Genomic DNA, 14,022 nt, shown 5'->3' on the forward strand with positions numbered 1-14,022 from the left:
AGAGAAGGGGCGTTCAATCAATTGAACGCTCAATGCGCCGCGCGGCCCATTGGGCGGCGCGACCCGATCGTTGAGACTCCATTCGGTTCCCCATCGAAGGAGCGCAGGGACCATGCGGAGGATGATGCTCGCCCTCGCGATGACCGTCATGACGATCACCGGCACGCTCTCACTCACGGCACCCGCGAGCGCGGAACCCGCGCAGCGCATCCAGCTGAAGGTGCTGCTGCTGGGCGCGACCGGCAGCGAGCCCTCCTTCGAGGCATGGCAGGCGCAGTTGCGGCGTGAGGGCGTCCCGTTCGACGCGCTGATCGCCAGACCCGGCCACGCGCCGATCACCGCCGCGACGCTGTCGACGACGCTGCCGGACGGCACGCTCGTCGCAAAGTACGAGGCGGTCGTCGTCGCGACCGGGGGACTGCTGACCTGCGAGGCGACGCCGTGCGCGTCGGCGCTGTCGGCCGCGGAGTGGGCCGCGCTGCAGACGTTCGAGCGGACCTTCCACATCCGCCAGCTGACCGCCTACGCCTTCCCCGGCGCCGACTTCGGCCTCGATCCGCCGGCCGCGTCGGGGCCGCTCGACGGCACCGTCGCGAACCTCACCAGCGCCGGCCTGCAGGCGTTCCCGTACCTCAGAGGGCCGGTCACGATCGCCACCGGCACGTACGGCTACCAGGCCGCGCCGGCCATGGGGGCGAACTTCCAGACGTTGCTCGCCGGTCCCGGCGGCTCCGCGCTCGTCGGCGTCGTGACGCACGCGGACGGACGCGAGGAGATGGTCCAGACGTTCGACGGCAACCAGTACCAGCTGCACTCGTGGCTGCTGCGTCACGGGCAGCTGGAGTGGGTCACCCGCGGCACCTATCTCGGCCTCCAGCGCAACTACCTCGAACTGCAGGTCGACGACATCTTCCTGCCCGACGACGCATGGGATCCCGTTAGACACGTGACCAACTACGACCCGGCCGCCGCAATCCGCATGACGCCGGCCGACGTGACGTTCCTGTCGAACTGGTCGAGCACGACCGGCATCCGCCTGGACATGGTCTACAACGGCGGCGGCAGCGTCGCCGAGCAGCTGGCCAACGGCAGCGACCCGCTGCTGCCCGCCTTCCAGGCCGTCAAGTCGCAGTTCGAATGGATCAACCACACCTACGACCATCCGAACCTCGACTGCTCGACGAGATCGTTCATCGCGAGACAGATCGCTGACAACGTCGCCTGGGCGCAGGCCAACGGCTTCGCCGTCGACGGCGGCGAGCTGGTGACCGGCGAGCACTCCGGCCTCGCGAACCTCGTGCCCGGCAACCCCGGCACGATCGACCCGCCCGGGATCGACGACGCCGACCCGGCGGCGACCGGCGGCACGCTCCCGGCCGGCAGCTACGACTACAGCGTCACCGCGACGACCGCCAACGGCGAGAGCATCGGCTCGATCGCGACCGCGGCGACGACCGGCGCGACCGGCTCGGTGACGGTCAGCTGGGAGGCGATCTGCCACGCGTCCACGTACAAGGTCTACCGCCGCGTCTCGCCGGCCGGCGCGTGGGCGCTGATCGGCGCGGTCGCGCAGCCGGCGACGGCGTTCACCGACAGCGGACCGGTCGGGCTGTCGTTCAGAGACACCGGCGCGGCCGGCAGCGCCGCCGCGCCGCCGGCCTCCAACGGCGCGCGCATCAACCCGTACGCGCAGAACCCGAACTTCGCCGGCGCGCTCTCCGACGCGGGCGTCCGGGCGGTCGCCACCGACGCTTCCAAGCCCTACCCGCAGAATCCGGCGAGCACGGGCGGCGCGCAGTGGCCGGCGGGCGCGTCGTTCCTCGACGGCCCGGCGCGCACGGTCCCGCGCTACCCGACCAACGTCTACTACAACGTCGCGACCCAGGCGCAGTTGCTGGACGAGTTCAACTACCTCTACAACCCGCCGGCGCTCGGCGGCATCTGCGTCGACACGGCGACGACGACCTGCCAGACGCAGCCGTCGACATGGGCGGACGTGGTCGCGGGCGAGTCGCAGCGGATCTTCGGCCACGTGATGGGCAACGACCCGCGGCCGCACTACTTCCACCAGACCAACATCGCGCAGACGCAGGCGGCCGGCGGCGGGGTCCTCTTCCCGATCCTCGACGCCGTGCTCGCCGACTACACCGCCGCGTTCGCCCCCAACGCCCCGATCGTCCAGCTCGGCCACGCCGAGATCGCGGACCTGATCGGGCGCCAGGACGCGTGGGCGGCCGCCGGCGCGGGGCCCGTCAGCGGCTACGTCCAGGGCGCGCAGGTGACGATCGTCAACGCCGGCGCGTCGGGCGTCGCGCTGCCGCTGAGCGGGACCGAGGTGGGCGAGCTGTACGGCGGCACGCGCTCCGGCTGGGGCGTCGCGCCGCCCGGCACCAGCACGCACGTCGCGACGACGCCGTGGCCGGGCGCCCCCGTGACCCCGCCCGTGACGCCGCCGGTCACACCGCCCGTGACACCGCCCGTCACCCCGCCGACGACGCCGCCGCAGACCAGACCGGTCGACCACATCGACGATCCGCCGGTCGGCCCCGGGCCGGTGCTGACGCCGCCCGTGACGGCGCCGCAGAGAGCGGGCGCCACGCCGCCGGCGAGCAGAAGAGCCGCTGCGAGAAGAAGAGCGAAGAGAGCGAAGAAGTGCGTCAAGGTGAAGCGCCGCAAGACGGTCCGCGGCCCGCACGGGACCAAGCGCCGCGTCGTCGCGGTCGTGCGCAAGGTCTGCCGCCCGCGCGCGCACAGACCGCTTGGCGGGAGACGGCCGGCGGCGAGACACCGGCGGGGGCGCTCCTAACGGGTCACGAGCGGGAAGTCCGGCGTGAATGCGTCGAGCAGCGACATCAGCTCGCCGAGCGCCTCGGGGCGGCCGTCGATCGCGATCTCGGTCGGCGGGTCGACGCCCGCGACGCCGGCCGCGACCAGCAGGAGCGCGACGAACGCGGCGTGCGTCAGCGTCACGGTCACGTCCGCGTCGGGATCGAGCCGGCCGCGCACGTGCGTCAGCGCGCCGTTGCGCATCCGCAGCACGTAGCGCTCGTCGCGGTCGGTGAAGTGCCAGTTGACGGTGAGTCGTCTGTCCGCCGCGCGCGGCCCGTCGAGCCGCACGCCGAGGAAGTCGAACACCATCGTCACGGGCATCTGCGCGACGAAGCTCGCCGGCACCAGCGGCGCGGCCGGTCGGACGCCGTGGCGCAGCTCGTGCGCGCCGCTGAGGTAGAAGTCGCGCCACGGCGCGGACTCGGCCTGAAAGCCGAGCCGTTCCAGCACGTCGGCCTGCAGTTCGCGCGCCTCGGCGTTGTCGGGCTCGGCGAAGACGACGTCGTTGACGACCTGGGCGACCCAGCGCAGCTCACCCGCCGCGAGGTCTTCGCGGGCGCGCGCGAGGACGGCCGCGGCGCCGCCCATGTACGCCACCGTGCGCTTGGCCCGCTCCACCTGCGGCAGCGGGTGCAGGTGCGCCGGGTTGCCGTCGAACCAGCCGAGGTAGCGCTGATAGACCCCCTTCACGTTGTGGCTGACGGTGCCGTAGAAGCCGGCGGTGAACGCCTCCGTGCGCAGCGCCGGCGGCAGCTGCACCAGCTCCGCGCACTCGTCCATCGTGTGGCCGCGGTTGGCGAGCCGCAGCGTCTCGTCGTGCAGGTAGCGGTAGAGGTCGCGCTGGAGCGAAAGGAAGTGCTCGACCTCGTTCGCGCCCCAGCGCGGCCAGTGGTGGCCGGCGAAGACGACGTCGGTCGCGCCGCCGAAGCGCTCCAGCGCCGTGTCGATCGCCCCACTCCAGGCGAGCGCGTCGCGCACCTGCGCGCCGCGCAGCGTGTAGAGGTTGTGCAGCGTGCAGGTGCAGTTCTCCGCGATGCAGAGCGCGCGCAGCTGGGGGAGGTGGAAGTGCAGCTCGGCCGGTGCCTCGCTGTCGGGCGCGAGCTGGAAGACGAAGCGCAGGCCGTCGATCGTCAGCTCCGCGCCGTCCTGCGTCACCAGCTCGTTCGGCGCGACGAGGCCGGGCAGGCCGTGCGGGATGCCCTTGCCGAGGCCGGCGTCGACGTGGCCGCGCGGGCCGCGCGGCAGCAGCGAGCCGTACATGTAGTCGGCGCGCCGCGCCATCGCGTTGCCGGCCAGCACGTTCTCGCTGATCGCGGCCTCGAGGAAGCCGTCGGGAGCGATCACGCGCACGCGGCCGGCGGCGGCGTCCTCGGCGGACACGACGCCCGGCGCGCCGCCGAAGTGGTCGACGTGCGAGTGCGTGTAGATCACCGCGACGACGGGCCGCGCGCCGAGCGTGGCGTCGGCGAGCGCGAGCGCCGCGCGCGCGGTCTCCGGCACCGTCAGCGGGTCGACGACGATCCAGCCCGTGTCGCCCGCGATCAGCGTCATGTTCGCGAGGTCGTAGCCGCGCACCTGGTGGATCCGCTCGGCGACCTCGAACAGCCCGTGCAGCTGGTTGCGCTGCGCCTGGCGCCAGAGGCCGGGGTGGACGGTGGCAGGCGGCGTGTCGCCGTCGAGGAACGCGTAGTCGTCGGCGTCCCACACGGCGGTCCCGTCGTCCGCCCGGATCGCCAGCTCCGGCTCGCTCGCGACGAGCCCTCTGCGGGCGAGCGCGAACTCGTCGGTCCCCTCGTCACCCTCGCTCATCCGCGGGACCCTACTGTTGGCGCACTGCAGACAACGCAGTTCGCCTTCTTGTCCAGACGGACACCACCGCGGGGCGAAAGCCCCGTTTACTGTGTCGGCCGAAGGCGATCGCGCGGCTGCAGGGGGCCGGTCGTGCGGCCGGCAGACCGGTGAAGGTCTCCTTCACGCTGCCGGTGATGCCGTACGGCCTCACGCCGGACGGCCTCGGCGTGCTGAGATCGGCGATCGCCAACGGCGTCGTCAACGTGATGGCGATGGACTACTTCGACCCGTCGCTGGACGTCGCCGGCCACATGGGCGACCTCGCGATCGAGGCCGCGACCAGCACGCACGACCAGCTCGCCGCCCTCTACCCCTACCGCACCGACGCGCAGCTGTGGGCGATGGTCGGCGTCACGCCGATGCTTGGGATCAACGACAACCCGGCGGAGATCTTCACCATCGCCGACGCCCGCAAGCTCGCCGACTTCGCCGCCCGCAAGGGCCTCGGCCGGCTCGCGACCTGGTCGGCCAACCGCGACGCGCCGTGCCCGACCCCGACGACCGTGACGGGCAACACCTGCAGCGGCGTCGTCGGCGCACCGTGGGCGTTCGCAAACGCGTTCAGCTCCGGCAACCGCTGACCTGAAAGGTGGTGGTCCGCCATCCGGCGGGCCGCCACGCGGCAGGGGTCTGGTTGTCCTCCGGGCGCGATCCAGGTAATGATCTGCGGATGCCAAGAGACCGGTCACGGACGCCGGAGCCCCGCACGGCCCCGGTCACGTTGCGAGAGGTCGCGGCCGAGGCCGGGGTCCATACGGGCACCGCCTCGCGCGCGCTGAACGACAGCACGCGCGGTTTCGTCAACGCCGCGACGGCCGAGCGCGTGATGCGCGCCGCGGCGCGGCTGGGATATCGGCCCAACTCGATCGCGCGCGGGCTGAAGACGAACCGCTCCTACATCGTCGGCGTCGTCGTCCCGGATCTGCGCAATCCGCTCTTCCCGCCGATCGCGCGCGGGATCGAGGAGCGGCTGGAGCCGGGCGGCTACACGGCGCTGCTGGCGAACACCGACAACGATCCCGAGCACGAGCGCACCAGCTTCGAGGCGCTGCAGGCGCGCCAGGTCGACGGCTACATCACCGCGACCGCGCGGCGTGACCATCCGCTGCTGCGCGAGATCGCGCGCGGCTGGCCGCTGGTGCTCGTCAACCGCGTCGTCGACGGTCACGACATCTCCGCCGTCGTCGCCGACGATCGCGACGGGATGCGCCAGGCGGTCGAGCACCTGCGCGAGCTCGGCCACACGCGGATCGCCCACGTCGGCGGTTCGGCCGAGATCTCGACCGGCACCGAGCGGCTCGGCGGCTACGAGGACGCGATGGCGGCGGCCGGTCTCCCGGTCGACCCGGCGCTGGTCGCGATCGGCGGGATGTACGCGGAAGCGGAGGGCGCGCGGATGACCCGCCAGTTGCTCGGCGCGGGCGTCCGGTTCACCGCGATCGCGGCCGGCAACGACCTGATCGCGCTCGGCGCGATCGACGCGCTGCGCGAGGCCGGCCTGCGCGTGCCGGAGGACGTCTCGGTCGTCGGCTTCAACGACATGGCCTGGAGCGAGCGCTTCTCGCCGCCGCTGACGACGGTCCGCGTCCCGCATCACGAGCTGGGCATGGAGGCGGGCTCGCTGCTGCTGGAGCGGCTCGCGAACCCGTCGGCGCCGAGCCGCGAGATCGTGCTGCCGGTGAGACTGATCGTGCGCGGCTCGACGGCGCCGGTGCCCGTTGCGAGAGTGAGCGGCGCGCGAGCGAGCGCCGCGAGAGCGGCCAGACGATCCACCGCGAGAGCGGCCAGACGCGCGAGAGCGGCCAGATCGACGCCGGCCGCGAATGGCGCCAGCGCCGCGAGAGCGGCCGCACCGACTGGCGCGAGATCCGCGCGCGCCGCCGCCAGACCCGTCAGACGCACCTCCGGCTCCAGACGCCGGAACCCCGCGGCCGGCACGCCTTGACATCTGCTCGCCCCTGCGGCTAGCCTTGGCCGCACGCGACCGCAATCGTTTGCACGATCGTCCCTGCAAACGATTGTCACCGAGACCGAGACCGAGCCCGAGGGAGAGTGCATGCGAGGACCAGACGTGCTGCAGCGCCTCTGCGTGGCGCGGGGATGAGCGGAGCCGTCCTGGCCGCCGCCTCGGGAGTGGGATTCGGCGTCTTTCAGAGCATCAACGTGCGCGCGCTGCGCGAAGGCGAGGATCCCTACGCGTCCACCTTCGTGCAGGTCGTCGTCGCCGCGCTGCTGCTGGCCGTGATCGCGCTCGCAACCGGCGACGTGGCCGGCGTCTTCGACGCGCCGCTGTGGGCGCTGGGCTACTTCACGCTGTCGGGGATCCTGCACTTCCTCGCCGGCTGGTCGCTGCTGAACCTCAGCCAGCAGCGGATCGGCGCGGCGCGCACGAGCCCGCTGCTGACGACCGCACCGGTCTTCGGCGCGTTCGTCGCGTTCGTGACGATCGGCCAGCTGCCGAGCGGGATCGCGCTCGTCGCGATGGGGCTGATGTGCGCCGGCGCCTACGTCGTCGCCTCGCGCGGCGGGATCGCGACGGTCGCGCCCGCCGACGCCGTCGCGGGACTCGGCTGCGCGCTGATGTGGTCGATCAGCCCGATCTTCATCGCGCGCGGCCTGGAGGGCTACGACTCGCCGCTCGCCGGCCTCGTCGTCGGCCTCGCGATCACGGTGCTGGCGTACGCGGCGCTGTACGCGATCTGGAGAGGACGGTCGCAGGCCCGCCGCACGATCGTCTCCTCGATCACGAACCTGAAGCTGCTGGCCGGCGCGCTCGTCGGCCTGTCGACATGGTGGCGATGGGCGGCGCTCGACGATGCGACCGTCGGCGCCGTGCTCGCGCTCAACCTGCTGTCCGTCCCGATCGTGCTGCTGCTCGCGCCGATCCTCGCCGGCCGCGCGAAGGAGCGCGTCACGGCAGGGTTGTGGGCGGGTGCCGGCCTGGTCGTGGCGGGAGCACTCCTCCTGGTGACCACATGACACGCACGATCGACACCCACGCCCACGTGATCGTCCCCGGCCTGGTGCGCGACGCGGCGCCGCAGGAGACGTGGCGGCCGCACGTCTACCGCGAGCCCGACCGCTTCGACCAGACCGTCGAGATGGGCGGGCGCGAGATCCGCTCGTCCGTGCGCGAGTGGGTCGCGGTCGACCGCATCCTCGCCGACCAGGACCGTGCCGGCACCGACGTGGTGACGCTGTCGCCGCTCGTCTCGCTGCTGTACGGCGACGCCGACGCGGCCGACGCGCTGGCGCGCTGCCGGATCCAGAACGACGGGATCGAGGCGATGGTCACCGCCCACCCCGACCGCATCGCCGGCCTCGGCGCGGTGCCGCTGCAGGACCCCGCGCTGGCCGCCGCGGAGCTGCGCGAACTGATGGGCCGCGGCGTGCTGCGCGGCGTCGAGATCGCCGCCAGCGTGCGCGGGACCTACCTCGGCGACGACTGCTTCGAGCCGTTCTGGGCGGCGGCCGAGGAGACCGGCGCGCTCGTCTTCATCCACCCGACGACGCGCGGCTTCGACGACCCCGTCTTCACCGAGCACTACCTCTGGAACGCCGTCGGCAACCCGCTGGAGACGACGATCACCGCCGCCCATCTGGTCCTGACCGGCACGATCGAGCGCCACCCGGGGCTGCGGATCCTGCTCGCCCACGGCGGCGGCACGATCCTCGCGCTGCGCGGCCGGCTGCGCCACGCGCACAGCTTCCAGCCGCAGGCGCGCTCACGCCTTCGCGAGGACCCGGAGGCCTCGCTGCGCCGCTTCTACTACGACAGCGTCGTGCACGACGCGGGCCTGCTGAGAGCGCTCGTCGAGACGGTCGGCGCCGACCGCGTGATGCTCGGCTCCGACCACCCGTTCGACATGGGCGACCTGCGCCCCGCTGACACGGTCCGCGCGGCGGGCCTCGACCCGCGCGACGAAGCGCTCGTGCTGGAGGGCAACGCCGCGGCGCTGCTCGGATTGGAGCTGACCGCATGAGCACGACCACCACCGACGTCGTCGTCGCGGGCGCCGGCCACAACAGCCTCATCACCGCCGCCTACCTGGCGGCGTCCGGGCGCGAGGTGGTCGTGCTGGACTCGCGGGCGATCCCCGGCGGCGGCGCGGCCAGCGAGGAGCTGATGGCGCCGGGCTTCCTGCTCGACTCGTGCTCCACGGGCCACACGCTGATCCAGAGCAACCCCCTGCTGGTCGACGACGAGCTCGGCTTGAGATCGCGCTACGGGCTGGAGTACCTGACGCCGGACCCGTTCGCCCACGTCGCGTTCCCCGACGGGCAGCAGCTGACGGCGTGGATGGATGTCGAGCGCACGTGCGCGGAGATCGCCCGCTACTCGGCCGCCGATGCCGCGACCTACCGTCGTATGCTGGGCGAATGGGACGAAGTCAAGGACATCTTCGGCGCCGCCAGTTGGACCCCGGTCGGCTTCGGTCCCTCGCTGGAGCAGCGCCTGCGCGAGCATCCGCGCGGCTCGATCTGGCTCAAGCGCCGGGTGATGTCGGCGTGGGACGTGATCAAGCGCGAGTACGAGAGCAGACACGTGCAGTCGTTCATGCTCTGGCAGGCGTACCAGACGCTCGTGCCGATCGACGCACCCGGCACCGGCCCGCTCGCCTACTCGATCGTCGCCGGGCGCCAGGCGCGCAGTTGGTCGATCCCCCGCGGCGGCTCCGGCCAGCTGACTGACGCGCTCGTGCGCAGCATCGAGGACAACGGCGGCAACGTCCTGTGCGGGCGTCGCGTCGCGCGGCTCGTGCTCGAGGACGGCCGCTGCGCCGGCGTCGAGACCGAGGCCGGCGACCGCTACCTGGCGCGCCAGGCGGTCGTCTCGACGATCCACCTCAAGCACCTCGTCGAGATGGCTCCGGCCGACGCGTGGCCGGAGGAGTTCCGCTACGGCGTCGAGACGTTCGACGTCGGCGTCTCGTGCATGGCGGTGCAGCTGGCGACCAATGCGCCGCCGGTCTTTCGCGGGTTCGACGGACCGCGCACGGCTGTGTCCGCCGGCCTCGCCGGCTGGCCGCAGCAGCTGATCGACGACTCGCGCACGCTGCGCGACGGCGGCTTCGTCGAGGACCCCGCGTGGGTGCTGGTCGCGACGCCGACGCTGATCGATCCCTCGCGCGCGCCCGAGGGCCACCACACGGTGAAGTTCCTCGCGGCGCAGTCGTACGGCTTCGAGGAGCGCAAGGAGGCGATCGCGGACCGCCTGCTGGATCGGCTCGAGGCAGTCACCGACGGCTTCGGCGGCGACGCGGTCCTGGAGCGGCTCGTGAAGGCGCCGGAGGACATCGAGCGCGCCAACGAGCACATGATCCGCGGCACCTTCCACGGCGGCGACCGCAGCATCGCGCAGAGCGGCGGCCTGCGCCCGATGCCCGGCTGGGCGCAGCACCGGATGCCGCTGCCCGGCCTCTACCAGACCGGCGGCAACACCCACCCGGGCGGCTCGATCACCGGCGGCCCCGGCCGCAACGCCGCGACCGTCCTGCTGCAGGACCTCGGCACGTCGATCGAGGAGGTGGTGGCCGATGGGCGTCGCGCGCGTGCGGGAGGCAGTTGAGGACCACCACCACGTCGACCCCGACGCCAAGCCCGGCGTCGGCGTCGCGATGCGGCGGCGCGAGGACGCGCGGATCCTGCGCGGGCAGGGCCGCTACGTCGATGACATCGAGCGGCCAGGTCAGCTGCACGCGGCGTTCGTGCGCAGCTCCTACGCGCGTGCGCGGATCGTCTCGATCGCGGCGCCCGAGGAGGCCGACGGCGTCGTCGCGATCCTGACCGCGGAGGACCTCGGCGCGCGCGTGCGGCCGAGCAACGTGGGCAGAGCGCCCGGCGTGACGATCCCCGACGGCGTCGGCCATCCCGTGCTGGCCCCCGGCGAGGTTCGCTACGTCGGGCAGCCGCTCGCGCTCGTCGTCGCAGCCACGCGCGCGCTCGCCGAGGACGCGGCGGAGCGGGTCGCGGTCGAGTACGAACCGCTCGATCCGGTCGTGGACGCGCGCACCGCGCCCGAGATGCTGCTGCGGATCTCGAAGTCCGGCGGCGACGTGGACGGCGTCTTCGCCGCCGCCGAGCACGTCGTCGAGGGCAGCTACAAGCTGCCGCGGACGATCGCCGCGCCGATGGAGACGCGCGGCGGGATCGCCGAGTACGACGCGGGCGACGACCAGCTGACGGTGTGGGTCTCCGCGCAGGACCCGCACCGCCCGCGCGGCCAGCTGTCGCACATCCTCGGCCGCCCCGACGACACGATCCGCGTGATCGTGCCGGACGTCGGCGGCGCGTTCGGCAGCAAGGGCGCGGTGCCGGCCGAGGTCGCCGCGATCTGCGTCGCCGCGATGCAGCTGGGGCGCCCGGTCAAGTGGGTCGAGGACCGGCTCGAGAACTTCCAGGCCGCCTACCAGGGGCGCGGGATGGAGGCGGACGTCGCGCTGGCGTTCGACGCCGACGCGCGCCTGCTCGCGATCCGCACGTCGATCTTCGCCGACGTGGGCGCCTACCTCTACACGAACTCGCCGACGCCGGGGCAGACGGCGGCGCTGCTGATGTGCGGCGTCTACGACGTCTCGACCGCGTCGGTCGAGCTGTACGGCGCCCGCACCGACAAGACGCCGACCGGGCCGCTGCGCGGCGCCGGGCGCCCGGAGGCGGCGTACTTCCTGGAGGCGGCGATGGACGCCGCGGCGCTGCGGCTCGGGATCGACCGCGTCGAGCTGCGGCGGCGCAACCTCGTGAGCAGCTTCCCGCACAAGACACCGCTGGGATTCACGTACGACTCCGGCGACTACGACAGGCTGCTCGACGTCGCTCTGGACCTGCTCGACGATGCGCCTGCGGGCGACGATCGGTACGTCGTCGGACAGGCGGTCGCGATGTACGTCGAGCGCGCCGGCGGGCAGTGGGAGAGTGCCGACGTGTCGGTCGAGCCGAGCGGGCGCGTGGTCGTGCGCAGCGGCTCCTCGCCGCACGGCCAGGGCCACGAGACGACCTTCGCGCAGATCGTCGCCGAGCGTCTCGGGATCGCGATGGACGACGTCGTCCTGCGCTTCGGCGACAGCGCCGTCGTCCCGCGCGGCGTCGGGACGTTCGCGAGCCGCTCCGCCGCGATGGGCGGCTCCGCGATCGTGAAGGCGCTGGAACGGATCGTCGCGCAGGCGCGGCCGTTGGCGGCATTGTTGTCGGACGCCGATCTGGACGATGTGGTGTGGGAGACGGGGCGGTTCGTCGTGGGCGACCGCACCGTCACGCTCCGCGAGGTCGCGAGACTCGCCTACACGCCGACGAGGCTCCCGCCCGGCACCGACGTCGGCCTGCACGCGTCCGCGCGCTTCCATTCGCCGCAGGTGTTCGGCTCCGGCGCGTACGGGGCGACCGTGCGGATCGACCGCGAGACCGGGATCCTGGAGATCGTCCAGCTCGTCGGCGTCGACGACGGCGGCGTCGTGATCAACCCGCTGCTCGCGCACGGGCAGGTGATCGGCGGGATCGCGCATGCGATCGGCGGCCTGCTGGTCGAAGAGGCCGTCCACGACGAGGCCGGCCAGTTGCGGACCGCTTCGTTCGCCGACTACAGCCTGCCGACGGCGGCCGAGATGCCGCGCGTGTCGATCGGGGTGGTCGAGACGCCCTCGCCGCACAACCCGCTCGGCGCGAAGGGCCTCGGCGAGGGCGGCACGATCGGGACGCTTCCGGCCGTCGCCAACGCCGTCGCCGACGCGCTCGGCGGCCGCCACGTCGACCCGCCTTACACCGCAGACAAGTTGTGGCTTGCACTTCAGGAGATGGCGCAGAGATGAAGATCACGAACGAGTTCGACGTCAGCGTCCCGCTCGCGCAGACGTGGACGACGATGCTCGACGTCCCGCGCGTGGCGCGCGCGCTGCCGGGCGCGAAGATCGATCCGGAGAGCGACGGCGGCGTCTACCGCGGCACGATGAAGATCAAGCTCGGCCCCGTCACGACGGAGTACGCCGGCACCGCCAGAATCGAGGACGTCGACGACGACGACCACATCGCCCGCTTCCGCGTCGAGGGCCGCGAGGCGAAGGGCCAGGGAGCCGCGGCCGCGGCGATCTCCCTGCGTCTGAGCGATGCCGGCGGCGCGACCCACGTCGTGGTCGTGACCGACATGCAGGTGACCGGCCGCCAGGCTCAGTTCGGCCGCGGCCTGATGGAAGAGGTGGCAGGAGCGATCCTGGCCGACTTCGCGGTGCGGTTGGAGCGGGAGCTGCGGGGCGGGGGAGGCGAACCCAACCTGAACGGTGCAGGTGCTCCGTCACCCCGCTTCGACGACGCCGACGAGGCGCTCGACGTCAGCTCCGCGGTTCGCGGTCCGCTTCTCCAACGAGCGGCTTTGATCGGCGGCGGAACCCTCGTCGGGATCGTCTTGGGAGTGATCATCGGAGCACTCCTCCGACGCAGACCCACTCCGACTCCGCCCCCGTGGGGGCCGTACCCCGGCTGGCCGCCGTACCTGCCGCCCGGCGGGCCGCCGCAGGGAGCGGGGCCGGCGTGAAGCCCGCCGCGTTCGACTACGCGGCACCGCGCACGCTCGACGAGGCGCTGGCGCTGCTCGACGGCGACGACGACGCGAAGGCGATCGCGGGCGGGCAGAGCCTCGTGCCGGTGATGAACTTCCGTCTCGCGACCCCCGCGCGGCTGGTCGACCTCAACGGCATCGCGGAATTGACGTACCTGCGCCGCCGCGACGGCGCGCTGCGGATCGGTGCGCTGACGCGGCACGCGACGCTGGAGCACTCCGAGCTGGTCGCGCGCGCCGCGCCGCTGCTGCGCCAGGCGGTCAAGCACGTCGGCCACCCGGCGATCCGCACGCGCGGCACGATCGGCGGGTCCTGCTCGCACGCCGACCCGACCGCCGAGCTGCCGGTCGCGCTGACCGCGCTCGACGCCCGCTTCCACCTGCGCTCCCGCACGGGCGAGCGCGTCCTCGAAGCGAGCGACTTCTTCGTCTCGCAGCTGACGACGGCGCTGGAGGAGGGCGAGCTGGTGGTCGAGATCGAGATCCCGCCGCTCCCGCCCGGCGCCCGCACCGCCTTCGAGGAGTACGCCCGCACCCACGGTGACTGGGCGATCTGCGGAGCGGCGGTCGTGGTGGCGCCGGAGCACGCCGCCATCGCCCTGCTCGGCGCCGGCCCGACCCCGCGCCGCGCCTCCGCGGCAGAGGCCGCGCTGCTCGCCGGCGCCTCCGCCGCCGAGGCTGCCGCGCTCGCCGGCGCGTTGCTGGCCGACCCGTGGAAGCGATCGCTGACGACGTCGCTCGTACGCGACGCGCTGCAGGAGGCCGGAGCATGATCGCCTCCCCCGTCGCCGCTC

10 protein-coding genes are annotated in these 14,022 nt (G+C 73.0%); 9 read left to right on the forward strand and 1 reads right to left on the reverse strand.

The window, feature by feature from the left end; translation table 11 throughout:
- The first annotated feature begins 121 nt into the window (after window positions 1-121).
- Complete coding sequence (locus tag Q7L65_RS18800; RefSeq protein WP_304723460.1) at window positions 122-2,806, forward strand: hypothetical protein; 2,685 nt, start codon at window positions 122-124, stop codon at window positions 2,804-2,806.
- On the opposite strand, the gene Q7L65_RS18805 is transcribed toward Q7L65_RS18800, so the two are convergent.
- Window positions 2,803-4,638, reverse strand: coding sequence for an alkyl/aryl-sulfatase (locus Q7L65_RS18805; RefSeq protein WP_304723461.1), 1,836 nt, complete (start codon window positions 4,636-4,638; stop codon window positions 2,803-2,805). The genes Q7L65_RS18800 and Q7L65_RS18805 overlap by 4 nt on opposite strands.
- 149 nt (window positions 4,639-4,787) lie before the next feature.
- On the opposite strand from Q7L65_RS18805, the gene Q7L65_RS18810 reads away from it, so the two are divergent.
- The 8 genes from Q7L65_RS18810 to Q7L65_RS18845 all read left to right on the forward strand — a co-directional run bounded on the left by Q7L65_RS18810 (window position 4,788) and on the right by Q7L65_RS18845 (window position 14,001).
- Complete coding sequence (locus tag Q7L65_RS18810; protein ID WP_304723462.1) at window positions 4,788-5,261, forward strand: hypothetical protein; 474 nt, start codon at window positions 4,788-4,790, stop codon at window positions 5,259-5,261.
- Between the two features lie 89 nt (window positions 5,262-5,350).
- A complete protein-coding gene (locus Q7L65_RS18815; RefSeq protein ID WP_304723463.1) occupies window positions 5,351-6,625 on the forward strand; it encodes a LacI family DNA-binding transcriptional regulator in 1,275 nt (424 codons plus the stop codon).
- A 155-nt stretch (window positions 6,626-6,780) separates the two neighbouring features.
- Window positions 6,781-7,659, forward strand: a complete 879-nt coding sequence (locus tag Q7L65_RS18820; protein ID WP_304723464.1) for an EamA family transporter — start codon at window positions 6,781-6,783, stop codon at window positions 7,657-7,659.
- Window positions 7,656-8,663 carry an amidohydrolase family protein gene (locus Q7L65_RS18825; RefSeq protein WP_304723466.1) on the forward strand — a complete coding sequence of 336 codons (1,008 nt, stop codon included), beginning with the start codon at window positions 7,656-7,658 and terminating at the stop codon, window positions 8,661-8,663. The genes Q7L65_RS18820 and Q7L65_RS18825 overlap by 4 nt, the downstream gene beginning before the upstream one ends.
- On the forward strand, window positions 8,660-10,249 hold the full coding sequence (locus Q7L65_RS18830) for an NAD(P)/FAD-dependent oxidoreductase (RefSeq protein WP_304723467.1): 1,590 nt from the start codon (window positions 8,660-8,662) through the stop codon (window positions 10,247-10,249). Before Q7L65_RS18825 ends, Q7L65_RS18830 begins: the two co-directional genes overlap by 4 nt.
- Window positions 10,218-12,485: a xanthine dehydrogenase family protein molybdopterin-binding subunit gene (locus Q7L65_RS18835; RefSeq protein WP_304723469.1), complete on the forward strand. Its 2,268-nt coding sequence runs from the start codon at window positions 10,218-10,220 to the stop codon at window positions 12,483-12,485. The genes Q7L65_RS18830 and Q7L65_RS18835 overlap by 32 nt, the downstream gene beginning before the upstream one ends.
- Window positions 12,482-13,204 (forward strand): SRPBCC family protein, encoded by a 723-nt coding sequence (locus Q7L65_RS18840; protein WP_304723471.1) that lies wholly within the window; start codon window positions 12,482-12,484, stop codon window positions 13,202-13,204. The genes Q7L65_RS18835 and Q7L65_RS18840 overlap by 4 nt, the downstream gene beginning before the upstream one ends.
- Entirely contained in the window at window positions 13,201-14,001 is an 801-nt protein-coding gene (locus tag Q7L65_RS18845; protein ID WP_304723473.1) for a xanthine dehydrogenase family protein subunit M, read from the forward strand. The genes Q7L65_RS18840 and Q7L65_RS18845 overlap by 4 nt, the downstream gene beginning before the upstream one ends.
- Window positions 14,002-14,022: the final 21 nt, after the last annotated feature.

Origin of the sequence: Conexibacter sp. CPCC 206217 (assembly GCF_030646165.1) — a bacterium.
Lineage (GTDB): Bacteria > Actinomycetota > Thermoleophilia > Solirubrobacterales > Solirubrobacteraceae > Conexibacter.